Source organism: Pseudescherichia sp., from assembly GCF_031987975.1.
In the GTDB taxonomy this organism is placed as follows: Bacteria; Pseudomonadota; Gammaproteobacteria; order Enterobacterales; family Enterobacteriaceae; genus Pseudescherichia.
Genome location: NZ_DALZYX010000003.1, coordinates 119,584 through 144,211 on the forward strand (window position 1 = coordinate 119,584; position 24,628 = coordinate 144,211).

The following is a 24,628-nucleotide window of genomic DNA, read 5'->3' on the forward strand; positions in this document are numbered from 1 at the left end:
TGCAACGCTCTACTCTGCCGCGCGGCTTTTGCTGCCGGAGTAGATGAACCAGAGGGCAATTCCGAGGCAGACTACTGCCCCCAGGCGAGTAGCGGAGAAAGGAATTGCCTCGTTATGCAGCCAGCCAAAGTTATCGATCAGCATGCTTATTGCCAGCTGGCCGAAGATCACCGCAACGGTCGCCACCGCCGTGCCGATACGCTGCACCGCCAGCACCATAATCACGATATAGGGCACGCCCAGCAGCGCACCCAGCAGCTGCCACTTCGGCACCTCCAGCAGAGTGACCGCATGCTTTGTCTCAAAGAAGAAGATCAGCAGGGCGGTAATCAGCGCCCCGACGGAGAAGGTCAGAAACGCGCTGCGAAACACGCCCACCTTGCTGCCCAGCTGGCCATTGATCGCCGCCTGCACGCTCAGCAGCGCCCCGCCCACTACGGAGAGAATAATCATCAGTAGAATCATTGTTCGTTATCCTTTTGCTACCAGCGCCAGCGCGGCGATGATGAAAACCAGTGCCCACAGGCGCTTTGCATCAATTTGTCTGCGCCCGGTACCAAAGAGTCCAAAGTGATCGATGACCAGGCTCTTAAACACCTGCCCGGCGAGAATGCCGATCATGCACATCGCTACCCCGACAATCGGCGCGGCCAGGGTCAGGATCACCACGTAAGCCGGACCCAGCACGCCGCCGAGCAGCTGCCAGCCGGGCTGGCTGAAAAAGGAGGGGCTGTTGCGCGGGCTGAAGAAGAGCATCAGCAGGAAGGTGAGCGCGGCCCCAACGCCAAAGATGCTGAAGGTGGCCCACAGGTGTCCTACCTCGCCCCCCAGCGGGCCGAGAATGCCCGCCTCTACCGACAGTCCCATGCCGCCGACGATCACCAGTAATATCAGTAAAAATTGCATGACTACGTATCCCTTAAGAACAGAAGCGCAGCAGCCTATAGCAACCTGACATATTAAAAAACGCTATAATGCAGTAAACACCTTTGCAGGTTTTGCATCAATGAACGATACAGGCTCGATTACCCTGCGCGCGCTGCGCTTTTTTGTTGCTGTCTATGATAGACAGAGTTTTTCAGCGGTGGCCCGCCGGGAGGGGGTCTCCGCCTCGATGATCTCCCGCACCGTCATCCAGCTGGAGAACACGCTGGGGCAGCAGCTCTTCTACCGCAATACCCGGGCGGTACTTCCTACCGAAGCGGGGCATCTATTTATGGTGCACGCCCGCGCCATGCTGGAAAACATGCACAGCGCGCAGACGGAGCTGCAGAACCGTGCCGCCGTGCCCGCCGGACTGGTACGCATCAACGCCCCGGTATTTTTTGGCCACCACCATATCGCCCCCTGGCTCAGCGGCCTGGTGGAGCGCTACCCGCAGCTGCAAATTGAGCTGAACCAAACCGACGACTATATCGATCCCCATCGCGACGCCGCCGATCTGATTTTTCGTATTGGCACCTTAACCGACTCCTCTTTCCATGCGCGTATTTTAGGGACCCAGCGCTATTATCTGGCCGCCTCGCCGGACTACGTTGCAAAATACGGTACGCCGCAGACGCCGGCAGAGCTTAATCAGCATCGCTGTCTGGTCTATAGCGGCTCCTCTGGCCCAAACCGCTGGTTATTTAAAGCGCAGGGCAGCGAGTGGGTACATTACCCGGTGGCCGCCCACCTGAGTTCAAATAATGCTGAGACGCTGTTTACTGCCGCGCTGGACGGCATGGGGATCGTCTTATTCCCGGACTGGATGATGGGCAATAGCCTGCGTCAGGGGGCATTAGTTGAGCTATTGTCTGGCTATCATCCAACAATAAACGCTGGGCCGCAGCATATTGCCCTGATTTACCCTAACACCCGCCATCCGCCTTTAACGGTGAGAGCAGTGATTGATTATTTTGTCGAGGTTTATGGCACCCCCCTTTATTGGCAGGTCACCTGAGGTTAATACGAAAGTTGTAGAGTTAAAAAAATCTTCTACACTTATTTCAAGGCTTCGATTTTAATCACATTTTGATGAGGTCTTTAATATTCAACCGACAATCAGGAGAGTCTAATGAAAAAAGCGATTATGTTACCTGTTGCAATTTTACTTGGTGCAGCGGCCCTGTCTGGTTGTACACGTACCAGCTATGCTATTCATACTACCGATGGCCGTACTATTATCACCGATGGCAAACCGGAGCAGACTGATGCAGGCCTGTTAGGCTACAAAGATGCCAACGGCGTTAAGCAGCAGATAAACCAGTCCGAAGTTCAGAAGGTCTCTGAAGTACCTCATTAATAAAGAAGCCCCTGCGGGGGCTTCTTTATTGCCTGCGGCTGCCCCTGATTAACGGCCTTTACGCTTCTCGGAATACATCACCGTGTCGGCATCTTTTAGCATCTCAACGAGATCTGCATATTTACCCGTACTATTTTCGAGCATTCCGTAAGCATAATTAAGCGGGTATTTTTTACCCACGTTAACAAACCAGTCATCTATTTTACTTTGCAGGTTAAATAAGAATGCATCGGCGTCATGCTCGCCATTATGCGCCAGCAGCACGGCAAAGGCGCTGCTCTCCACGCGTCCACAGACATCGCCACTTTTCATACAGCTATTAAGGCATTTGGCAAAGGCTCGCAGGGCGTTATCTCCTTCGGCATGTCCCCAAATGTCATTAAGCGATTGCAGATCTTCCACCACAAAATAGAGCAGCGTAAAAGGCGTAGCGTCCCGGGTCAGCTGGGCAAAGCGTTTATCACCAATCTGGAAAAAACCGCGCCGGTTAGGCAACTCGGTTAGCTTATCGGTCATCGCCATGCCGATGATTACCAGTTCATCTTCGACAATTGCCCCTAAATCAAGCAGCAGATTAATCTCATCAGAGGTGAAATCCCGCGGCTTATTATCAATCAGACAGATGGTCCCGGCTATCGAGCCATCAGGCAGGCGCACCGGGCAACCTGCATAGAAACGCACATATGGCTCGTCGAGTACCAGAGGGTTATTTTCAAAGCGATCGTCTTTTAGTGTGTCCTTAACGATCATAATACCTTGCAACAAGATGGCGTGGGCGCAGAAGGAGACGTTGCGTGAGGATTGCCGCATGTTCAAGCCATCGCAGGAGATCATCCACTGCCGATCCCGGTCCAGCAGCGTAATGAGCGCAATGGGTACGTTAAAGGTCGCCTTTGCCAGCCGCGTCAGGCGGAGCAGCCGCTCATCATCTTTTTTATCAAGCAGATCCATCATATAGAGCGATTTTAAGCGCTCTCTTTCATTCACAGGTACACCGGGAAATTTCATAAACGCCCTCTCTGGTTTTTAACAATATAACCGAGAAGTACGATTTTGGTAGGGTAAGTACCTTGCCCAGGTCGCTCTCCCGCGTTCTGGGCAAGGCGCTGAACGGCTTTAGGCAACGCTGGCGATAAGGCCTTTATCCACCTCCGCGCGGCTGATGGCACCGGTATCGTAATGAAACACGGTCAGCACGCGGCCGTTGCTCAAATCCTGCACCAGCGCTGGCGCAATGCGGAAGCTGGCCGCCAGTTCGTCGCGCCCCAGCCCCGGACGGCGCTTACGGCGCTCCACGCGGAAACGGATCTGGTTATATTTGGCCCAGCCAATCAGCACCGCAGCGTTGATCAGCGCCACCATCAGGTAAAACGTCACCGTGTTCACGGTGGAGAACAGCGGGCCAAAGCCAATAAAGGGTGCGTTGGCCAGCGCCGTCATCAGCCCTGCATAGACCAGGTATGAGAACCCAAGCCAGGCAATCAGGGTCAGAGCCACGTCAAAAATACGCGGCATAATACGGAGTTCGGTAAAAATCAGCGGTTGTTTCATTGGTCATTTCTTCCTATACCACGGTCAGGACTTACCCAGCGCGCTCTGCTGCGTTTACGCATCAGCATCACTTTGGGGAAGGCAACCAGCGTTGTGAACAAACTCAACATCCAATAAACCACCGGGAACCAGATGATCCAGAAGAGCGACGCGCCGATACCTTTTTCATAACGCCGTTCAATAAGCAGACTAACCAAAAATTGCAGCAGACAAACCACGCCGAGCATCAGCCCGGTGAAAGCCGGTGGGAACAGGTGTTGTACATGGAGAGAACTGGGCATGGGGATAACCAGCCCAACGAGGAACAGCAGGATCGTTACCGCGTAGGCAAACGCCCAGGCGGTTGAGAGGCAAAACTCCAGGAATAGCGGCCACATGCGGCGATACTCCCAGGCCCAGAGGCGGCGCATATTAACAATAAACACTTCTGCCCCGCCCTGGGCCCAGCGCAGACGCTGTTTCCATAACCCTTTCATCGTCTCTGGCATCAGGATCCAGCAGAGCGCGCGCGGCTCGTAGAAAACTGTCCAGTGACGCAGCTGCAATTTCCAGCTGATATCAATATCTTCCGTGATCATATCCGGGCTCCAGTAGCCCACCTCCGACAGCGCGCGGCGGCGGAAGGCGGCAATCACGCCGGAGACGGTGAATACCTGGCCGTAGACGCGCTGGGTACGCTTGATCAGGCCGATGATCGAGGAGAATTCGCCAACCTGCACGCGCCCCACCAGCGTGGAGCGGGTGCGGATGCGTGGGTTGCCGGTTACCGCGCCAACGCGAGGATACTGCAGCAGCGGTGCCACCAGGTAGGCCGCGGCGTCGCGATCCAGCAGCGCATCGCCATCAATACAGACCAGGAAGTCACTGCGCGCCGAGGCCGCACCGGTCTGCAACGCCACCGCCTTGCCCTGGTTCTCCGCCAGATGGATCACCCGCAGGCGCGGATACTCAATGGCCAGCTGATCCAGTACCTCGCCGGTGTTATCTTTTGAACCGTCGTTGATGGCGATAACTTCAATATTTTCATAACGCTGCGCCAGCGCCGCCTCGATGGTCTCCCGTGCGTTCAGCCCCTCGTTATAGCAAGGGATCAGGATAGAGATCAGCGGATTCCCCTCCAGCTCCGGCGGCGGCGTGTTTGGCCCCCAGGGCCAGTGACGCTCCCGGTGGAACCAGAAGTAGAGCCCGCCGCTCATCCATAACGCTGACATAAACAGCGGCCAGAAGAAGACGAAGTTCAGGATCATGTCGCCGGTGAAAATAGCGGCCACCCCCAGCGGGAAGCTGAACATCAGGCACAGTATGAGAAACGCTACAATGCGATCGGTCATTTTTGTGGATACCAGTATGATGAGAAGGCAGAGCGGATCTCAGACATCTCGGGTTGATCGTTAAGGAAATCGTCAGGGTAGTAGCCGTAGCTGTCCGCACCGCTCAGCTTGAGCTGGCGCATCCACTCGGTCATTTGTTTGCCACTGATATCTTTCTCTTTCGCGTCAGCACGCCAGTCCTGCGCCTGCAGTTCGAAGACGGTCTTCTCCAGCGCACCAGGGCGTTGGCCGACAATTTTCACCATTCTGTCCAGCCAGGCCTTGTCCTCGCCCTCCGGTACCCCTTCCATCCACGGCATCGCCATCGGTGCCGTCCAGTCGTAGGTAGTCAGGAAGTCGTCGAGGTTCTGCGCAAACCAGGCTTCGCTCTCCGGCTCCATGATGGGCGGCGCATAGATGTTGCGGGCGGTTTTCACCTGTGGCCCACGAATGGCGCGAACCGACGCGGTGAGATCGCGGGTAAAGTCGATCAGCGCCTTGCTCTTGAAGCGCGTCCAGCGTTCAAAGGTCTCCGGATTACTGCGGATCTCCTCGATGCTGCCCGGGAAGCCCGCCGCCTTGTAGGCGCGCAGCGCATCCGGTGAGGCGTCCTCGAAATCGCTCAGGAAGGCGTCATCGTGGAACAGCACGCCGTTGAAGGCAGCCCCTTTAGCCAGATCTTCGTAGATTTCAGTGATACGCCTGCGGGCCTCTGGATTCCACGGTGAGAGACGCACGTACTGCTTGCGCTCCACGGCGCTGCGCTTGGTTTCCGGGTTCCATGCCGTGACAAGCGGTAGCGAATCGTCCATCTGGAATGCCAGCACCGGCATCCAGGCGTACACTTTCACCCCACCGCGGCTCTGCAGCTGCCAGGAGATAAAGTTGAACAGATCGGAACGCATCGGCAGCCAGCGGTTCGGGAAGTAGAGCTCGTGAATGTTGCCGTCGCCCTTGGGATCGGCATACGCCTGCAGGAAGACGTGGGAGATCTTCATGTCGTAGACGCGCTGGATCAGCATGTCGATGTTGCGCCGCTGCTGGGCCGGATCCTTGTCATAGACATAGTCCAGATCGATATGCATCACGCGCATGTTCTGCTTCTCACGCACCTGGGCAACCTGGCTGGCAAAGGTTTTCAGCGACGGGTTGTTGGTGATCAGGATGCGCGGGATATCCTCCAGGTTAGCGGCGTTGGCCAGCCCCTCGTTGAGGGTAAAAGCCATCCGGTAGCCGTGCTGATGGATCAGCTTCAACGACGTCCCGTTGGCCGCCCCGTAGGGCCAGACCCAGGCACGAGGCGCTTTGCCGGTCACCTCGGTGATTTTATTGGTCACCAGGTCGAGATCCTTGTTGATGCGTGCCTCATACTCCTCGTCGGTTTCATACTTGCCGGTGGCCTTGATATAGGCCCGGTTGGCAATCGCCGGCTCCTTGCTGCCCTGCGGGTTCGCCTGAATGCCGTAGTGCGAGGCCCATGTGTGCGCCCCCACCTCTACCAGCGGCGACTCGCCCATCTCCTTCACCATCTGCCAGGTGGCGAACTTGTCACGCGCCGTTTTTAAGCCGCCGAAGTCGATGGGCTGGTTGGCTGGGGCATCAACCCAGCTGCCAACCGGGGCCCATACCGCAGGCCAGTTGTAGGCTTTGAGGATCGGCCAGACGCGGGTATAGAAGCTGCTGTAGCCATCGTCAAAGGTCAGCATGACCGCTTTCTGTGGCAGGGTAATTTTGCCGTCGTGGGCGTCCAGCACCTGCTGTGCGGAAACGGGTTGATAACCATTGTCCCGCAGCCAGGCAATCTGATCGTTTAGTGCACTGGTCCGAACGGAGAGATAGCGCTGGTCCGCAGCGCCATCCTCAACATCGTGATAGCCCAGTACCAGGAAACTGTTTTTTGGCCACTCCTGATCCGCGTTCAGCGGCGGTCTGGCAGAAGGTGGAAGATATTCCGGCTTCTCAGCACTGCTACAGGCGGTGATGAGCATCCATCCGGCGATGAGTGTTGCGGCTCGCAGCCATTTATTAAACATGACCTGTCCTCAGAACCTGACATTCAAATCAAATGCGAGGGAGATATTCCGCTCACGCTTACCGTCATAGGGACGTTTATCCCAGGTCAGCATCAATCCGCCGTCCACGACGTTGTTCCACTGAACCCGTTGTCCATACCCAAATTGGTTTATTGCTCCGACGCTGTGGCCTTTTTGCCAGTAGGCACCGGTCCCAGCGGCAATCTCCTGTTTCCATACCGTGTCGTAGTGCTGATACATCACGTGCTCGGCAGTCAGCGCCGGTACGACAGAGAGATCGCGTTTCGGGTTGTAGTAGTAGACATCCTCCTTGGTGTTGGTGCTGCCGCTAATGCCCGGCGTGAAGTCGAGGGTAAAGCGCGGAGTGGTCCACAGCCGCTCTTTGCCGCTCAAACCGTATTCAATGCGATCGTTATCATCAGAGAAGTGTGAGGCGGCGAAGGTCAGCTGGTACTCACGACGCTCGGTCTGGTGCCAGCGCAGGAAAAGATCGCCACCGTTGGCGTAGACGTTGTTGCGCAGGGCGCGCAGCGGCGTATTGCGCGACAGCCGCTCCACGTTGCCGCCCAGACGCCAGTTATCATTGAAGTCATGCCAGGCCGACAGGCGTCCGCCCGTCTTCTGCCCGTCACCGTAGTTACGCGTCGATACCTCCATTTCGGCCCAGTAGTCACGCGCCGTCCATTCGGCACCGACGCCAAGATCGCGGTTGATCCCCTTGCCCTCTTCAAATTCGCCGCTGGCGAAGTTATAGGCCGTGAAGAGCCGCCAGTTGTCGCCGATCGGCGGGCTGTAAAGTGCCGAGTTGAGGGTGAAGTCGTGCTGGCCGCTCACCGGGCTGTCAGAGGAGATCCCCTGCGAGCCGTTGATCCGCAGCTCGGTCTTCTTGTGTACGTCACGGGCGCGGGCGAGACGCAGGGAGGATTCATCATCCGGGCTGCGCTTTATCACGTCGTTGGTCAGCTCGTCTGCCTGCCGCCACTCCTGTAACTCAAGGGCGTTCCAGGCCTGCTGTTTCTCCAGCTCCAGGTTGCTCGGCTCGATCACCTCCGCCAGCTTAAGCTCGCGCTCGGCCTGGCGCGGCAGGCCACGGGCGAGCAGCACCGAGGCGTAGGTGACGCGCAGCGCCTGGTTACCGGAGCCGGTACGTGCCAGCCACTCGGCGCGTTTCTGTGCCTCCGGCAGGTTATTAGTCTCGATCTCATACTGGGTCAGCAGGGTCTGGCCCAGCAGCCAGCTATCGTTCGGCTGCGGTACAGGGGAACCTAAAACCCGGGTCAGGTAGGGGCTTTGTTTGATCAGATCGTCAACCTGACGTTTCGCCGCCGGGTAATTGCCGCTGTCGATATGGGCGTAGAAGAGGTCCTGCTGATCATCCTCGGTAAGCGGCGTCGCCGGGATTGGGCCGTTGGGATAGTAGATCGCCATCAGCATCTCTTCGGCTTTTTCAGGATTTTTTTCTGCAAGGTAAGCCGAGGCCACCCAGCGTTTGGCATAGTTCGGGATCGGCTGGCCGTCGGCGGAGAGGGACTCATACTCCCTAACGGTCTCCTTGGTACGCTTGCGAATAACCAGCGCCCCCAGACGGTCAATACGAGCGCGGCGCACGTCGGCCTGCGCCGAAGGATCGTCCTTCCAGGCGGCGAGCAGGGCGTCGTAGCGGGCGATGGCTTTATCCGCGACGAGGAAACGCTCCTCTTCGTTGCGGGTAGGGGTAAATGCCGAACGTACGGTCTGCGCGACCGCGTCCAGCTCAAGGCGTCGTTCAAGCGGGCCGGAAGCCGCTGACGGCGGCGTCAGATCCAGCGCTGGACCGGCGATGCGGTTGGCAGAGAGCACCGCCAGCTTGGTGTCCCGGGCACTTTTGTTCTGCGGATCCAGGGCCTCAGCCCGGCTGGTCGCCAGCAGCGCATCCCAGTTCTTACCCTGGGAATGATAGACATAGGCCACCAGCGCATCACGCTCGGCCCCCGGCTCTTCCGCCGCCCATTTGTTGGCTTCGGTAATTGCCTGCTCGTTACGGCGGGCATCGGCCAGGGTCATGATCCAGCCGGTGCGCGCATCAGCATTCTTTGGATCTTCCTTAAGGACGTTCTCCCAGACGGCTAATGATGCATTCCAGTTTTTCTGGTTACGCAACGCACGGGCAACGGCAATTTTCCCACGTGGCGGAACCTGAAGGCGGTCCTGGTAACGCTGCCAGATACGAATCGTCTCGGCATTGTCATCTGCCCAGGCGGTAACCTGCAGCCAGTCAGCCACCTGATCGGGCGTGAGCGGCGTCTGCTGTTCCTGAGCTTTTAAGTAATTCAGCAGCGGCGCTCGCTCCCCATCACGCGCCTGTACAATCAGGGCATCGTATTCAGGAGAGGCTCCGTACGCCAGCGTCGGCAGAATAATGCTTGCAGTAAATAAGCACGTTCCGGAACGAAAGCGTTTTACTAAATTGTTACGTCGGTGAATGCTGAACATAGCTGTGCTGTCCTTATTTCCTTATGCCGGAATAAATAAGCATTATCATTAATATGCTGCTGCAATAAGCGAGGGGCATCCCCGCACATCACGGTAATTTATTAGGTTTCACACAAAATTAATTTAATTTAATACTTTCTTCGTATTTCAATGGGTTCCAGAGTATATTAAGGCACGTTTTAAAAATAAGATTTTCATGTGTGCAAACGTTAGCAGCGGAATATTTTTTTTACCATCACTGTTAAACAGGTCACGTTAAAAAAAACATTTTAACATCGCTTTTTCTAATACTTTTGGGATTTAACTCTGCACAGCAGTGAAAAACAGTTGAAATGCGGCACTTTTATCCGTGCAGGTAAAAGTTGACTTATTTTATAAAAAGGGTACTTTTCAGGACATGAAAACGTTTCTTATTATTGTTCCTGATGGCGGAATGTTATTTGAAGCCGCTGGTATTGCCGATATTCTGATGCACGCTAACCGCCTGCATCTGGAAGAGTTTTCCACTGCCCGCTACCGGATAGACATCGCTACGACCCAGCCCCACCAGGTTATTCATGGCCAGTCGGGCTTAAATCTGCTGGCGGATTTCAGGCTGGTGGATCTCGATTATGCCGAGCCGCGGGATACCATTATGGTCACCGGCAAGGGTATGAATGAGCAGGAGAACAGCGCAGTAATAGATTGGCTACGGCTGGCCGCGCCCCATGCGCGACGGGTGGTCTCTATCTGCGGCGGCGCGCTGCTGCTAGCCCAGGCGGGCCTGCTGGATGGTCGCCGGGCGACGACCCACTGGCGGCGGCTGGAGGAGATGCAGTCCCGCTATCCGCTGGTAAGGGTCGAAGGCGGGCCGCTCTATATTCAGGATGGCCACATCTGGACCTCTGCCGGGGTCAGCTCTGGCTTCGACCTCACGCTGGCGCTGGTGGAAGAGGACTATGGCTTTACGCTGGCTCGCGACGTTGCCCAGGACCTGGTGATGTACCTGCGCCGCCCCGGCGGGCAGATGCAGTTCAGCCGTTTTCAGCTGCTTGATGCCGACAGCCCCGGCCCGATTGGCGAGGTGCAGCGCTGGATCCATGCTAACCTGACCGCCGATCTGTCGGTAGAAACGCTGGCGGATCGGGCGGCGATGAGTCCCCGCAACTTTACCCGCGTCTTTACCCGTGAAACGGGAACGACCCCTGCCCGCTATGTGGCAGAGGCGCGGCTGGCCGCAGCCAGAGACCGTCTCGAACAAACCCTCGACACGCTGGATCGCGTGGCGGCGGCAACCGGTTTTGGCAGCAGTATTAATTTGCGCAGGATTTTTGAAAAGCAGCTCAAACTCACCCCAGGTGAGTATCGCCAGCGCTTCCACAGCCGTAAGATGGCGTAAAGTGATCCTTTTTTGTCATTTACGCCATAACGGACGCGGCCTACTCTGATTCCAGGTTCTGATTCCAGTTACAGCATAACAGGAGTACATCATGGTTAAGGTCGGTATTAATGGCTTCGGCAGGATCGGTCGCAACGTGTTACGTGCCGCGTTAGGTAATGCAGAAATTGAGATCGTGGCAATTAACGATCTGACGGACAGCAAAACCCTGGCGCATCTGTTAAAGCATGACTCATTGCTGGGCACGCTCTCCGTGCCGGTCGAGGCGGCGGAAGGTGAACTGAAGGTTGACGGTAAAGCCGTAAGGGTCTTTTCCGAGCGCGATCCGGCGAATATTCCCTGGGCCAGCGTTGGCGTCGAGATTGTTATTGAAGCTACCGGCTTCTTTACCGATCGCGAAAAGGCGGCGGTGCATATCACCAGCGGCGGCGCTAAGCGGGTGATCATCTCTGCCCCTGGCAAAAACGACGATCTCACTATCGTGTTGGGGGTGAACCACAACAGCTACGATCCACAGAAGCATTTTGTGGTGAGCAACGGCAGCTGTACCACCAACGGGCTGGCCCCCGCCGCCCAGGTGTTGCATCAGCATTTTGGCATTGAGCATGGCCTGATGAATACCACCCATGCCTACACTAACAGCCAGGCGCTGCACGATCAGCCGGAGAAAGATCTGCGTGGTGCGCGTGCCGCGGCCCTGTCGATTGTTCCCTACTCCAGCGGGGCAGCGAAAGCGCTGGGACGTGTGATCCCAGAACTCGAGGGTCGCCTGACTGGCTACTCGCTGCGTGTGCCGGTGCCGGTGGTCTCGATAGTTGACCTGACCGTGACCCTCAAGCGCGATGTGACCGTCGATGAAGTCAATGACGCCTTCCGTCAGGCCGCCGCCGAGGGTCCGTTGCAGGGCATCCTTGGCTACAGCGACGAGCCGCTGGTCTCCAGCGACTACCAGGGCGACCCGCGATCCTCAATTATCGACGGCCTCTCTACGCTGGTTATCGGCGGTAAGCTGGTCAAGATCCTCGCCTGGTATGACAATGAGTGGGGCTTCTCCAACCGTCTGGTTGATCTTGCGAAGCTGATGGCGCAGCGCGGCCTGTAGCGCTCTCCACGCGGCCCTGGTTTTAGCCAGGGTCGCTTTGCCTGCGAGCCACCAGCAGCCCAAGCTGGAAGACGACACAGCAGACGAGGCTGGCCGCGATAAGCACGGCAAAAACATCTCCACGAGGAAGAAGCGTAAGCAGCACACCGGTGATTACCGGGTTGATGGCTCCCCCAAGGCTGCCCAAATTCTGGAATGAGAAGTAGAGCGCCCTCTCCTGAGGCGGCGCAATGCGGTCGATCACCCGGTACTGTAACGGCATGAAGATAATCTCCCCGAACGAGAAGGTAAACATGCCTGCGATCCAGAGCGGGAGAGATCTGTCCGCCTGGCTAAACAGAAACAGCCCGACGATCAGACCCAGTGTGCCCAGTAAAAAACCTTGCCTGTCGGTAACCCTCTCCAGCCAGCGCCCGATTGCATACTGAAACAGCACCACCGTTAACGCATTGGTTATAATAAGCAGTGAAATAATGCGGCTAATCGTTCCGGCATCGCTATCCACCATCAAGATTTGCGAGATACAGCTGGCGAAACGATCGAATACAAAGGATCCAAGAAAGATGGCAGCGGTAAATACCAGCAACAGCCTAAAGCGTTTTTTATCACCGGGATGGCCGTTACCCGCTCTGCTATTCTGATCTGACGCCGTTGCCCTCACCTTAAGGCGTGCAGTGAGAACAATAGCCAACAGCCCCGTCAGGGCTGATAGTGCAAAGGGGATAAAAACACCGCTGCTGGACAGGGCTGCGCCTATGGCTGGCCCCGCCATCCAGCCAATATTGATAAAGGTATAGTTCAGCGAAAATACCTTTGTCTTCTCTCCCTCATGAAAATTGTCGGAAATAAAGCACTTGATAATGGTCGAATAGAGGGCATAAGCGCAGTTAATTAGCGTAAAGCTGATAACAAACACTACCACCGAATAGACGGAGCCAAGAATAATAAAGGCCAGAGCGAACACCAGCAGCGAGAGGGTAAGTAGCTTCTTATGGCTAAAATGGTTTGCAAGTTTTCCCGACGGGATACTCAACAGAATACCGGCCACCATCGATAGTGTTAATACTGTCCCGGTATCAATAATGCTCATGCCCAGCTGGTTGTGTAAGAACAGCGGCAAGAATGGGAGAGTCGCACCTCTCCCAACGGTAGCAAGAAACGATCCCGCAACCAGCATAACGATATTTGCCCGACCCAGGTGCGGAGAACGTAACGCGCTTTCGTTAATCAATGCAGTAACTCCAGACCCAGCTGCTGCTCGACGCGTGAGAAGAAGACAGTGAGATCGTTTTCTAACGCAGCGTGATCGGGATAAATAACCTGAATTCTGCCGATCGTCTCTCCCGGCTCCACATTAACAATCCCCTGCTCTCCTGGCAGTTCGGCATAAACAGGAGAGAAACAGGACTGAACCAGCTTTTTGAATGCGGGTGGAGAGTATGCACCCGCTTTTGCAACGTCAAAACGGATTGCGCTACCAACCTTATCGGTTTTTAATATCGTGCTTTGGTCCAGAGCCGTGCCTGAATGAATATCCACTAGCCAGCTAAAGATATTGTTGCCCGTGACGTTATTAAACAGCAGGGGCATATAGCTGCCCATAATTCGCGGGTTTACCTCAACCAGCACCGGACCGGATGCGGTAAGAATGACCTCAATATGAAAAATACCGTGTCGCAACCCCAGCGCGGAGAGTACCGAAATCGTATACTCGCTACAGTGCCGCTGTTCATTCTCTGTTAATCGGGCAGGCATATCAATTCTGTATTCCACCAGCTCATTCTGACTTGAGCGCCCGCGTCCAGAGATCATAAATACGTTGGCCTGAGTACCGTCATGGAAAACCTCCACCGAAACCATGGTGCCGACCAGATACTCCTCCACCATAAAACCGCGCAGAAACTGCTGCTGCATTTTTAGCGGCTCTCTGGCAACCGCAGCCATAATTTTTTCCCAGGCGTGATTAAGCCCGTTGGCATCACGAACAATGGCCGTGCCGAAACTGTTAAGCGAGGTTTTTGGCTTGATGACCAGCGGATAGCCAATCTCTTTTGCTGCCCAGAGAAGATCGTTGAGGGATTTTACATAGCGGAATTTTGCATTTTTTATACCGTGCTGATTGAGACACTCCCGAGTGTCATCTTTATTTCTGCTTTTCAATACCGACAGCCAGGAGGGAAAGGGCAGCGCCAGCGCTTCTGCAACGGCGGCGGCAGACTCCATCGAGTTTTCAGCAATGCAAATTATGCCATCAATGGTTTTCCTGGCATTAATCTCTGTCGCCAGCGTCAGCAGTTTTTCAGCGTTATCGGTATCCTCAAAGTAGTAGATATCGGTGAGCGAATTTTTAATAAATTTGTTTTCTGGCGTATCGGCATAGCAGATAAATGAAGAGGACTCGATATAGGAGATGTCATGCCCCAAGGCGAGGATCTCTTTGATTGCTTTTAACCCGGTGAGGTTGGCGTTAATAAAAAGGAAGTGGGCCATACTAATTTACCTTGTCAGATATAACGATGCCTTTCATGGAAAAGCTACTGGAGAAGCGCGCAACGGGCACGGCATGGTGTCTCTCACCCCAGCGGGTAGGATCCATAAAGCAGATGAAATGTGTCCCGAACAGGTTTCTGACGCTGTACAGCAGAACCAGATGCCCGCCCCGGCGGCCGTCACAGGGAAACTGATGGGTTACCGAGGCGATAACCAGCTGTCCACCACGAAGTATGTCGATAACCTCATCAACGGTTAATGCCCTGGCGCTGGCGTCTAGCCCATAAGCTGAAAGGGTTTGGGCGAGCTGTTCATGTCGCCAGCCCTTTTCCGAGTAGCCGCCTGTGCTGACGCAGCGATTAAATAAGCTCTGGACAGAAACCACCTGACCTGCCAACAGCGCCAGTGCCGAACTGGCGCAGGCTAGGCCACAGGAGCGCACCGACCAGAAACGCATGATCTCTGCAAGGTGCTCAGGCAGAGCGGTATTTTCAGGCAGGTCTGCCGTCCAGTATTGGCAGACGTAGGGCGGTCTTTTCACGCTGTCTTACCCGTCTGTGCGGCATGTTTAAGAAAAGCCGTATTCATGATGGCCAGGATCATTTCGTCATAGCTGAAGCCAAACGAGGTGAACATCTGCGTAAAATTACCGCCGTGTGAGATCCCCGGTACGGTATTAATCTCCAGCACAAAGATCTCTTCCCCCTGAATCATCATATCGACCCGGGAAATGCCTTCACATCCGGTATGGGCAAAAGCCTGCCATGCCGTCTCTTTCAGTTGCCGCTGCTGCTCTGGAGAAAAATTACCGCCGAGGGAATAGTGGATCGCGTTTTTGCTTTTTCCGAGCTTAAGATCGGCGTCATAAAACTGAGCCTCCGTCCTGGCGGTTAATACGGGCAGAACATAGTAGCCGGTTGATAACTGAATGATGCCCACGGTGGCAAAGGCGCCAGCAATATACTTCTCCATAAAATAAGAGGAGACGCCTTTCGGACACCCCACTGTCAGCCAGCGGGTTAATTCACTGTCATTATTAATCAAGGTAATGCCGAGGCTGCTTCCGCCCTGACGCTCCTTCATCATCACCGGATATTGCAGCAGGCTGGCTTTGGTAAGGAGACTATCCAGCGTTTCGTCTTCACCAAGTTCATAATAGGCTGCGGTGCTTACCCCAGCGCTTTTCATCACGTGTTTAAAGTAGAGTTTGTCGCAGCAGATTGCACTGGCGGCAACGCCTGGTCCCGGGTAGTCAACGCCCAAATAATCCAGCCATCCTTGAATGCGCCCATCTTCACCATACTCACCCTGGGCATAGATAAAAACGTAATCGGCTACTGCCAGATAGTCTTTAATTTTCGCATCCGTACTGGCGACGCGTTTGTAGTTAAAGTTAAGCGCATTCAGCGCCCGGTCAATTGCCAGAATGCCTCTTATTTCGTCGGCGGCGTTATGAGTATAAACACGATTCTCTTCTGAGTGATCGCCTTCAACTAAAACAATAAATTGCGTAGCGAGTTTATCTTTTACTTTGGCAAGCGCCTGTTTTTCAGCAGCAACATTAGCGTACAGCTCGCTGTCTGCCTTATAAATAGCAACGGTCATAATATTAGTCTCGTAAATAGACGGCAGTGTTGACTACATGGCGGAGAGCTTAGAGATGTAACGCTCTCCAGAGTCGGGAGAGATACAGACAATATTTTCGTAATATCCCATCCGTGCGACTTTCTCTGCGACCGCCATGATTGCGCCGCTGGAGAGACCAATATCAACGCCGTCGCTAACGTAGAGCTGATGGCAGGCTTCTATCGCTTCACCATCGGTGACCTGATAGATCTCATCGATATAATCTTTATTATAAATATCAGGAATAAAATCCGATCCGACCCCCTCTATTCGCCACGGCGCTCGCTGATGCGTTTCAGAGTACTTATGCGGATGATAAATAGAGCCTGCGGGATCGATAGCAATAACTTTAACGCGGGGAGCGTGTTCACGAAAGTAGCGTGCCAGACCCATTGCGGTACCGCCAGAGCCTATTCCGCAGATGATGGCATCCAGGTTTCCCTGCATCTGCTGATAAATTTCAGGCGCGGTCGAGAAGTAGTGTGCTTCGCTATTATAGGGAGATGAGAATTGATTCAGGTAGTATCGCCCTTGCGCAGCGGCGTACACTTTTGCCATCTCAATGTAGTGTGTAGAGGAGCCGGCGGGTGCAGAAGAGGTTGTGATAATGACGTTTGCATCCAGATGCTTAAGCAGGGCCAATTTCTCTTTACTAATTTTATCGTGAGTCACGATAGTGACTTTATAGCCCTTATGTTTGCCAATCCAGGCAACGCCTACGCCGGTATTTCCAGAGGTAGCTTCAACCAGCTCCATTCCGGGTTTAATTTTATTATATAACTCGCACTGATTAATCATGCGTAGCGCAACGCGATCTTTTATTGAACCGCCGGGATTAAAGGATTCTAGTTTAATATAGAGGTGCGTACCAGCGTATTTTTGTTTGAGAATTTCAACAAGCGGCGTATTGCCAATAGAGTCCGTTATATCACATATCATAGGTATCTATTCCATCAAATTAACCCACAAATAATGTAATTCACCAGCGTCCGCTGGCGTGACAAAATTATGCCTTATTACACGAACAGTCAAACAGAGTAATTAACCATTTCATTACCCAACTTAAAAAATAAATAAATAATTTTCAAGAGGTTATAAAGATCGCCTTTTCAGGCAACCCATAATTCTGGCCCAATACTATAAAATTCATGAAAAAATGAGCAGCAAAAGCTAAAAATTGAACTTAAATTAGCTCTTCACGCTGGCAAACAAGCGACTCTTATGCGGCTTTTTTCATTAAGTTAACATTTCGTCCTTTTATTTTACATTGCCGACTGGGCTACCTGAACAAAAAAGATAACCCAGCCCACTAATTTAACTGCCCTTATTTGCCTTATGCAGCGCCGCCATTGTCTGATGCAGCACCTTTACGTCTATCTGTCCCGGCGCGGAGGCGCTGCCCATGCTGCCAAAGGTCAGGTTGCTGCCATAAATTTCACCGGACAGTCGTGTTACCGTCCCCTGCCCGCCCATCGCCATCGTCAGCATCGGCCGATCGCTGCGCTGACGCATCTGCCAGGTTATGCTGGTCAGGCGGTTAACATCTTCGGGCGTTTTTGGCATCACCGCTAGCTTAAGCACATCCGCGCCGTACTGCGCCTGCTGCGCCAGGCGTTGCAGCATCGCTTCGTTGGTCGGGGTGCCGTTAAAATCGTGATACGACACAATGGCCGCTACGCGATGCCGATGCGCCTGGTCAATTAGCTTGCGTACCGCCGTTTCACCGATGCGCATCTCGATATCGATTAGATCGGCAAATCCGGCCGCCAGCCACTGCTGATAAAGTTCGATGTAACGTGCATCATCAGGCGCTTTCTCGCCCCCTTCAGGCCTGGTGCGAAACGTCAGCAGCAGCGGCTTGCCGTTAAGCACCTTGCGCACGGCCTGACCAAGCGCCGTGACCTTCGCTGCATCGGTGGCGAACGCCAGCTTATCCACACGCAGTTCAAGCATATCGGCCTCGGGTGTCCGGGCAACCTGCTCTGCCTCCTGCAAGACTTTCGCTTCATCTTCACCCGAAGTCGAGACGATAATCGCCGGCTGGCCCTGTCCAATGGTCAACTTACCTACCTGTAAAGCGCGAACTGACTGCTCCGCATTTACGCTCCCTGAGCAGACAGAGACGGCCATTGCCATGATTAACGCCATCGGTGCTTTTAACATCAAACCCTCGCTACGGTGAACAGAAGTGAGTTTTAAGATCTAGTTCACACTTTTCCATCAGGCAAACGCCAGATGCGGATTACTCCTGGTCGGTTTGCACATCGTCCCAGCGGCTTCTACCTTTTGTTACTTGTCACGTTGGAAACAGGAGGAGATATCATGCAGTACAGGAAACTGGGACATTCAGGCCTAATGGTATCTGAGATCGCGCTGGGTACACTCACCTTTGCTGGCAAAGCTGGCTTTGAAAAAACGGGTAACGTTGGAGTGGCTCAGGCGCGCCGTTTCATCGACATCGCCCTCGATCGCGGGGTGAATATCATTGATACGGCCGATCTCTACTCATCCGGCGGCGCAGAAGAAGTGGTGGGCGAAGCGCTGGGCGAGAACCGTAACCGGGTCGTATTAGCAACTAAGGCACGCAGCCCGATGGGCGAGGGTCCAAACGATAGCGGGGCCAGTCGCTTCCATCTGATCAAAGCCTGTGAAGATAGCCTGCGTCGGTTGAAAACGGATCATATCGATCTCTACCAGATCCATAACTGGGACGGTATCACCCCGGCGGAAGAGACGCTGCGTGCGCTTGAAGAGCTGGTTAAGAGCGGTAAAATTCGCTACTTCGGCACCTCAAACTATACCGCCTGGCAGATGATGAAAACCCTTGGCACGGCTGAGGTGAATAAGCTCATCCGCCCCATTAGCCAGCAGATCTACTATACGCCGGAATCCCGCGAAGCAGAGTTCGAGCTGCTGCCGATGGCGCTGGATCAGGATATTGGCACTCTGGTATGGGGACCAATGGGGGAAGGACTGCTTACCGGCACTGTGCGCAGAGGCGTTAAAACACCTGAGACCTCGCGCCAGGGTAACGGCTGGCCGGAACCGTACGTGCACGATATGGAGCACGCTTACAACGTCATTGATGTGCTGGCTGAGGTAGGTAAGGAGCTGAATGCTTCCGTGGCGCAGGTGTGCCTGGCCTGGCTCTCCTCCCGTCCGGGGATCACCTCGTTGATCGTCGGCAACCGCACCGAGGAGCACCTGCGGGAGAACCTGGCCGCTGTGGAACTTTCACTTAGCGACGAGCAGCGCCGGCGTATCGAACAGACTACGCGCCCTGCGCCGCGCTATCCCTACTGGCACCGCTTCACCAGTGGCATGGACCGCCTCGACCCGGCGGAGAAGCCTTTCCTGGATGAGTACCAGCAGACGCTGGATGCGAGAAAAGATTTAGAAAGATAAATTTAATAGCAGCTCCGCCATGGATCGGCAGAGGCAATACAGATCACATCCATAGCGCGCCAAAAATAGAAGACTTTATCTTTTGTACTCATACTGCTTAACAGCTCCAGTTATTACCCGGCTGGTCGAACAGGCGGCGAAGGTGGCCACTTTCCACCATGCTGGATTAGCTTCTCTTTTATTTTGATTAAATCTTGATAGTGTTTATCGCCTTCTTTTGCGCCATTTAAAAGGCGCTGTAGTTGGTTACCCATCGTCCAGCCGACGTCGCTACGGATCTCAGGATCGGCTCCCCGATCCAGCAATAGCAAGACATGGTCATGCTTGCCATAATCCAGTGCATAGATCAGCAGCGTATTTCCTGGCGAATCGGTAACGTTAATATTGGCTCCGCGATCTAGCATCACTTTCAGCGTCTCGGTATTTTTAGCATTGAGCGTCTCCATTATGATGGGATCGTGATGCACTTTATCTTTCGCATCAGGCGATAAGCCTCCGTCAAGCAGCGCGCTAATCCAGTCTCCACTGTCACCTTGCAGAACAAATTCAGCCGGGCTACTTCCACCGGCCGGGCGAGGCTGGAGCGGATCTGCCCCCGCCTTCACCACTTCGGTAATGATCTCTAACTGGGAGGCTGTTTTTTTATCGTTTATGGCATTGCTAAGCGCCCAGAACAGCAGCGTCATATCATGACGTCCGGGCTTGTTAAGATCGGTTTCTGGCGCGAGTTTTTTTACCTCGTCCACTTCGCCGCGCTCGATTGCCTTTGCCATAATGAGCTGTTGGCCACTGAAGTAATCTTGTGGATCCAAACCCCTGGTTTGCTTACACCCCTGAATCGCAAACGTAAACAACAGCGCAAGGCTGAATGAAAAAAACGTCTTCACATACAACTCCTGATTTTCCATTACTCCTGCTAAATTCCCAGCGCGTATGATGCGCCTCCCCTTTTTCAAAACTGGAAGGGGCCTCGTGAAGTTCTTTATCGTTGCTTTCCAGTGAATACTCATCTCCGTTATCATATCTCCCTATCAGATATTTAAGTCAACAAAACGACCCTTGCCTTATTTAAAATCAGGGAACTGGACATAACTTCATGAGTACACTAGAGAATTTCGACGCCCATACGCCCATGATGCAGCAGTACCTGAAGCTGAAAGCCCAGCATCCGGACATCCTGCTCTTCTACAGGATGGGCGATTTTTATGAGCTGTTTTATGACGATGCGAAGCGCGCCTCGCAGCTGATGGACATCTCCCTGACCAAACGCGGCGCGTCGGCCGGAGAGCCAATTCCGATGGCGGGCGTGCCGCACCACGCGGTAGAGAACTATCTGGCGAAGCTGGTCAGCCTCGGCGAGTCGGTGGCGATCTGCGAGCAGATTGGCGATCCAGCCACCAGTAAGGGACCCGTTGAGCGTAAGGTGGTGCGCATCGTGACGCCCGGCACCATCAGCGACGAAGCGCTGCTGCACGAGCGCCAGGATAACCTGCTGGCCGCGCTCTGGCAGGACAGCAAGGGCTTTGGTTACGCCACCCTGGATATCAGCTCCGGGCGTTTTCGCCTGAGCGAGCCTGCCGATCGCGAAACCATGGCTGCCGAGCTACAGCGTACCAACCCAGCTGAGCTGCTCTACGCCGAAGACTTTGCCGAGACCGCGCTGATTGAGGGCCGTCGCGGTCTGCGCCGTCGTCCGCTGTGGGAGTTTGAGATCGACACCGCTCGCCAGCAGCTAAACCTACAGTTCGGCACGCGCGATCTGGTGGGTTTTGGCGTAGAGAACGCGACGCGGGGTCTCTGCGCTGCAGGCTGCCTGCTGCAATACGTGAAGGATACCCAGCGCACCTCCCTGCCCCACATCCGGGCGATCACGATGGAGCGCCAGCAGGACAGCATCATTATGGATGCCGCCACCCGCCGCAACCTGGAGATTACCCAGAACCTGGCCGGCGGCATTGAGAATACCCTGGCCTCGGTGCTCGACTGCACGGTCACGCCGATGGGTAGCCGGATGCTCAAGCGCTGGCTGCATATGCCGGTGCGCGACACCAAAACCTTGACAGAGCGCCAGCAGACCATTGCCGCGCTACAGGATGCCACGACCGAGCTGCAGCCGGTGCTGCGCCAGGTGGGCGATCTGGAGCGTATTCTGGCGCGTCTGGCGCTGCGCACGGCTCGCCCGCGCGATCTGGCCCGCATGCGCCACACCTTCCAGCAGCTACCAACGCTGCGGGAGATGCTGGCCGAGGTTAACAGCGCGCCGGTACAGCGACTGCGAGAGACGATGGGCGAATTTAGCGAGCTGCGCGAGCTGCTGGAGCGGGCGATTATCGACGCCCCACCGGTGCTGGTGCGCGACGGCGGCGTGATCGCCCCCGGCTATCACGCCGAGCTGGACGAGTGGCGAGCGCTGGCGGATGGCGCAACGGATTATCTCGATAAGCTGGAGATCCGCGAGCGCGAGAAGCTGGGCCTCGACACGCTGAAGGTCGGCTATAACGCAGTGCACGGCTACTTTATTCAGATCAGCCGCGGCCAGAGCCAGCACGCGCCGATCCACTACGTACGCCGCCAGACGTTGAAGAACGCCGAGCGCTACATCATTCCGGAATTGAAAGAGTACGAAGATAAGGTTTTAACCTCAAAAGGCAAGGCGCTGGCATTAGAGAAGCAGCTTTATGAAGAACTCTTTGACCTGCTGATGCCGCACCTGGCGGATCTCCAGCAGAGCGCCAGCGCCCTGGCCGAGCTTGACGTGCTGGTGAACCTGGCTGAACGCGCTTATACCCTCAACTACTGCTGTCCGACCTTCAGCGATAAACCAGGCATCCGCATCAGCGAAGGCCGTCACCCGGTGGTTGAGCAGGTGCTGAACGAGCCGTTTATCGCCAACCCGCTGAACCTCTCCCCTCAGCGGCGGATGCTGATCATTACCGGGCCGAACATGGGCGGTAAAAGTACCTATATGCGCCAGACCGCGCTAATTGCCCTGCTGGCCTATATCGGCAGCTATGTCCCAGCGCAAAAGGTTGAGATCGGCCCCATCGACCGTATCTTCACCCGTGTTGGTGCAGCGGACGATCTGGCCAGCGGCCGTTCTACCTTTATGGTCGAGATGACCGAAACCGCCAACATCCTGCATAACGCCACGGAGAACAGCCTGGTGCTGATGGATGAGATTGGACGCGGCACGTCCACCTACGATGGCCTGTCGCTGGCGTGGGCCTGTGCAGAGAACCTGGCGAACCGTATTAAGGCGCTGACCCTGTTTGCTACCCACTATTTCGAGCTGACCCAGCTGCCAGAGAAGATGGAGGGCGTTGCCAATGTGCATCTCGATGCACTCGAGCACGGGGACACCATCGCCTTTATGCACAGCGTGCAGGATGGCGCAGCAAGCAAAAGCTACGGTCTGGCGGTTGCGGCCCTGGCCGGCGTGCCGAAAGAGGTGATCAAGCGGGCGCGGCAGAAGCTTCGCGAGCTGGAGAGTATTACGCCAAACGCGGCGGCAACCCAGGTTGATGGCACTCAGATGTCTCTGCTCGCGCCTCCTGAGGAGACCAGCCCGGCGGTTGAGGCGCTGGAGGCTCTCGATCCTGACACTCTTACCCCGCGGCAGGCGCTGGAGTGGATCTATCGCCTTAAGAATATGGTGTAGTTTTCTGCGGGCCGGGTCTGAGCTTCTATACTTATGTTTTCATCCAAAAAAGGAGCGAACTGATGACAATCCATAAGAAAGGTCAGGCCCACTGGGAAGGCGATATCAAAGGCGGCAAAGGTACCATCTCTACCGAGAGTGGCGCGCTAAAGCAGCAGCCTTACGGATTTAACACCCGCTTTGAAGGCGCTGCCGGGACCAACCCGGAAGAGCTGATTGGCGCGGCGCATGCGGGCTGCTTCTCTATGGCGCTGTCATTGATGCTGGGTGAAGAGGGTTATACCCCGGAGAGCATTGATACTACGGCTGACGTATCGCTGGATAAGTCTGGAGAGGGCTTTGCGATCACTAAAATCGCGCTGACCAGCACGGTGAAAGTGCCCGGCATTGAAAAAGAAACTTTCGATAAAATTATCAATAAAGCCAAAGCAGGCTGCCCGGTCTCTCAGCTGATCAAAGCTGAGATTACGCTGGACTATACCCTGAATTAATCGGAGCACGCCGGGCGGCGGCTCTGCTTTGCCCGGCCTACGGTAGGCCCGTGTAAAAGAAAAAGGCCAGTCATATGACTGGCCTTTTTTGGAATGGTGTCGCTTATTCGCGGAACAGCGCTTCGATATTCAGCCCCTGCGTCTGCAGAATTTCGCGCAGACGACGCAGACCTTCAACCTGAATCTGACGAACGCGTTCACGAGTCAGGCCAATCTCACGGCCCACATCCTCAAGCGTTGCAGCTTCATAGCCCAGCAGACCGAAACGACGTGCCAGCACCTCACGCTGTTTGGCGTTCAGTTCGAACAGCCATTTGACGATGCTCTGTTTCATGTCATCGTCCTGCGTGGTGTCTTCCGGACCGTTATCTTTCTCATCGGCCAGGATATCCAGCAGCGCTTTTTCGGAATCTCCACCCAATGGGGTGTCTACCGAGGTAATGCGCTCGTTGAGACGCAGCATACGGCTTACATCATCAACCGGTTTATCAAGCTGTTCGGCAATCTCTTCCGCACTTGGCTCGTGGTCCAGCTTATGGGACAGTTCACGCGCGGTACGCAGATAGACGTTCAGCTCTTTAACGATATGGATTGGCAGACGGATCGTCCGGGTCTGGTTCATGATTGCCCGTTCGATGGTCTGACGAATCCACCAGGTTGCATAAGTTGAGAAACGGAACCCGCGTTCCGGGTCAAACTTCTCAACGGCGCGGATCAGCCCCAGGTTACCCTCTTCAATCAGATCCAGCAGAGCCAGACCACGATTGCTGTAACGACGGGCGATCTTCACAACCAGACGCAGGTTACTTTCAATCATGCGACGGCGTG

22 protein-coding genes are annotated in these 24,628 nt (G+C 54.9%); 7 read left to right on the top strand and 15 right to left on the bottom strand.

Annotated features, from left to right (window positions below; all coding sequences use genetic code 11):
- Positions 1 to 9: 9 nt before the first annotated feature.
- Both RTN40_RS06400 and RTN40_RS06405 read right to left on the bottom strand, forming a co-directional pair.
- Positions 10 to 465, bottom strand: a complete 456-nt coding sequence (locus RTN40_RS06400; RefSeq protein WP_312227741.1) for a DMT family transporter — start codon at positions 463 to 465, stop codon at positions 10 to 12.
- 6 nt (positions 466 to 471) lie between these two features.
- Positions 472 to 906 carry a DMT family transporter gene (locus tag RTN40_RS06405; protein ID WP_154058404.1) on the bottom strand — a complete coding sequence of 145 codons (435 nt, stop codon included), beginning with the start codon at positions 904 to 906 and terminating at the stop codon, positions 472 to 474.
- 100 nt (positions 907 to 1,006) lie between these two features.
- Here RTN40_RS06405 and RTN40_RS06410 point away from each other — a divergent pair, with 100 nt between their 5' ends.
- Both RTN40_RS06410 and RTN40_RS06415 read left to right on the top strand, forming a co-directional pair.
- Positions 1,007 to 1,942 carry a LysR family transcriptional regulator gene (locus tag RTN40_RS06410; protein ID WP_312227742.1) on the top strand — a complete coding sequence of 312 codons (936 nt, stop codon included), beginning with the start codon at positions 1,007 to 1,009 and terminating at the stop codon, positions 1,940 to 1,942.
- A gap of 114 nt (positions 1,943 to 2,056) precedes the next feature.
- Positions 2,057 to 2,284: a YgdI/YgdR family lipoprotein gene (locus tag RTN40_RS06415; protein WP_312227743.1), complete on the top strand. Its 228-nt coding sequence runs from the start codon at positions 2,057 to 2,059 to the stop codon at positions 2,282 to 2,284.
- 48 nt (positions 2,285 to 2,332) lie between these two features.
- Here RTN40_RS06415 and RTN40_RS06420 read toward each other — a convergent pair whose 3' ends face one another.
- From RTN40_RS06420 to pgaA, 5 genes are all read right to left on the bottom strand, one after another.
- Complete coding sequence (locus tag RTN40_RS06420; RefSeq protein ID WP_312227744.1) at positions 2,333 to 3,292, bottom strand: sensor domain-containing diguanylate cyclase; 960 nt, start codon at positions 3,290 to 3,292, stop codon at positions 2,333 to 2,335.
- A gap of 108 nt (positions 3,293 to 3,400) precedes the next feature.
- A complete protein-coding gene (gene pgaD / locus RTN40_RS06425) occupies positions 3,401 to 3,835 on the bottom strand; it encodes a poly-beta-1,6-N-acetyl-D-glucosamine biosynthesis protein PgaD (RefSeq protein ID WP_312227745.1) in 435 nt (144 codons plus the stop codon).
- Positions 3,832 to 5,166 (bottom strand): poly-beta-1,6-N-acetyl-D-glucosamine synthase, encoded by a 1,335-nt coding sequence (gene pgaC / locus RTN40_RS06430; RefSeq protein ID WP_312227746.1) that lies wholly within the window; start codon positions 5,164 to 5,166, stop codon positions 3,832 to 3,834. Before pgaC ends, pgaD begins: the two co-directional genes overlap by 4 nt.
- Positions 5,163 to 7,178, bottom strand: a complete 2,016-nt coding sequence (gene pgaB / locus RTN40_RS06435) for a poly-beta-1,6-N-acetyl-D-glucosamine N-deacetylase PgaB (RefSeq protein WP_312227747.1) — start codon at positions 7,176 to 7,178, stop codon at positions 5,163 to 5,165. Before pgaB ends, pgaC begins: the two co-directional genes overlap by 4 nt.
- Before the next feature lie 9 nt (positions 7,179 to 7,187).
- Complete coding sequence (pgaA, locus tag RTN40_RS06440) at positions 7,188 to 9,650, bottom strand: poly-beta-1,6 N-acetyl-D-glucosamine export porin PgaA (RefSeq protein ID WP_312227748.1); 2,463 nt, start codon at positions 9,648 to 9,650, stop codon at positions 7,188 to 7,190.
- A 397-nt stretch (positions 9,651 to 10,047) separates the two neighbouring features.
- On the opposite strand from pgaA, the gene RTN40_RS06445 reads away from it, so the two are divergent.
- Together RTN40_RS06445 and gap are read left to right on the top strand one after the other, a co-directional pair.
- Positions 10,048 to 11,028, top strand: coding sequence for a helix-turn-helix domain-containing protein (locus RTN40_RS06445; RefSeq protein WP_312227749.1), 981 nt, complete (start codon positions 10,048 to 10,050; stop codon positions 11,026 to 11,028).
- 91 nt (positions 11,029 to 11,119) lie between these two features.
- Positions 11,120 to 12,130 (top strand): type I glyceraldehyde-3-phosphate dehydrogenase, encoded by a 1,011-nt coding sequence (gene gap, locus RTN40_RS06450; RefSeq protein ID WP_312227750.1) that lies wholly within the window; start codon positions 11,120 to 11,122, stop codon positions 12,128 to 12,130.
- A 22-nt stretch (positions 12,131 to 12,152) separates the two neighbouring features.
- On the opposite strand, the gene RTN40_RS06455 is transcribed toward gap, so the two are convergent.
- From RTN40_RS06455 to aroD, 6 genes are all read right to left on the bottom strand, one after another.
- Positions 12,153 to 13,361, bottom strand: a complete 1,209-nt coding sequence (locus tag RTN40_RS06455) for an MFS transporter (protein ID WP_312227751.1) — start codon at positions 13,359 to 13,361, stop codon at positions 12,153 to 12,155.
- Positions 13,358 to 14,620 carry an ATP-grasp domain-containing protein gene (locus RTN40_RS06460; protein ID WP_312227752.1) on the bottom strand — a complete coding sequence of 421 codons (1,263 nt, stop codon included), beginning with the start codon at positions 14,618 to 14,620 and terminating at the stop codon, positions 13,358 to 13,360. The genes RTN40_RS06455 and RTN40_RS06460 overlap by 4 nt, the downstream gene beginning before the upstream one ends.
- Position 14,621: 1 nt before the next feature.
- Positions 14,622 to 15,161 (bottom strand): C39 family peptidase, encoded by a 540-nt coding sequence (locus RTN40_RS06465; protein ID WP_312227753.1) that lies wholly within the window; start codon positions 15,159 to 15,161, stop codon positions 14,622 to 14,624.
- On the bottom strand, positions 15,158 to 16,225 hold the full coding sequence (locus RTN40_RS06470; RefSeq protein WP_312227754.1) for an ATP-grasp domain-containing protein: 1,068 nt from the start codon (positions 16,223 to 16,225) through the stop codon (positions 15,158 to 15,160). The genes RTN40_RS06465 and RTN40_RS06470 overlap by 4 nt, the downstream gene beginning before the upstream one ends.
- 33 nt (positions 16,226 to 16,258) lie before the next feature.
- On the bottom strand, positions 16,259 to 17,185 hold the full coding sequence (locus RTN40_RS06475) for a cysteine synthase family protein (RefSeq protein ID WP_312227755.1): 927 nt from the start codon (positions 17,183 to 17,185) through the stop codon (positions 16,259 to 16,261).
- Between the two features lie 375 nt (positions 17,186 to 17,560).
- On the bottom strand, positions 17,561 to 18,307 hold the full coding sequence (gene aroD, locus RTN40_RS06480; protein WP_312227756.1) for a type I 3-dehydroquinate dehydratase: 747 nt from the start codon (positions 18,305 to 18,307) through the stop codon (positions 17,561 to 17,563).
- A 261-nt stretch (positions 18,308 to 18,568) separates the two neighbouring features.
- On the opposite strand from aroD, the gene RTN40_RS06485 reads away from it, so the two are divergent.
- Entirely contained in the window at positions 18,569 to 19,651 is a 1,083-nt protein-coding gene (locus tag RTN40_RS06485; protein ID WP_312227757.1) for an aldo/keto reductase, read from the top strand.
- Between the two features lie 113 nt (positions 19,652 to 19,764).
- Here RTN40_RS06485 and RTN40_RS06490 read toward each other — a convergent pair whose 3' ends face one another.
- The gene (locus RTN40_RS06490; protein ID WP_312227758.1) at positions 19,765 to 20,559 is read right to left on the bottom strand and encodes an ankyrin repeat domain-containing protein; all 795 of its coding nucleotides are present in this window, start codon (positions 20,557 to 20,559) and stop codon (positions 19,765 to 19,767) included.
- Between the two features lie 188 nt (positions 20,560 to 20,747).
- Between RTN40_RS06490 and mutS the strand changes: the two genes are divergently transcribed.
- Entirely contained in the window at positions 20,748 to 23,309 is a 2,562-nt protein-coding gene (gene mutS, locus RTN40_RS06495; RefSeq protein ID WP_312227759.1) for a DNA mismatch repair protein MutS, read from the top strand.
- A gap of 62 nt (positions 23,310 to 23,371) precedes the next feature.
- Positions 23,372 to 23,800, top strand: coding sequence for an OsmC family protein (locus tag RTN40_RS06500; protein ID WP_312213681.1), 429 nt, complete (start codon positions 23,372 to 23,374; stop codon positions 23,798 to 23,800).
- A 103-nt stretch (positions 23,801 to 23,903) separates the two neighbouring features.
- Here RTN40_RS06500 and rpoS read toward each other — a convergent pair.
- Positions 23,904 to 24,628, bottom strand: a 725-nt coding sequence (gene rpoS / locus RTN40_RS06505) for an RNA polymerase sigma factor RpoS (protein ID WP_312227760.1), incomplete at its 5' end; no start/stop codon positions are given.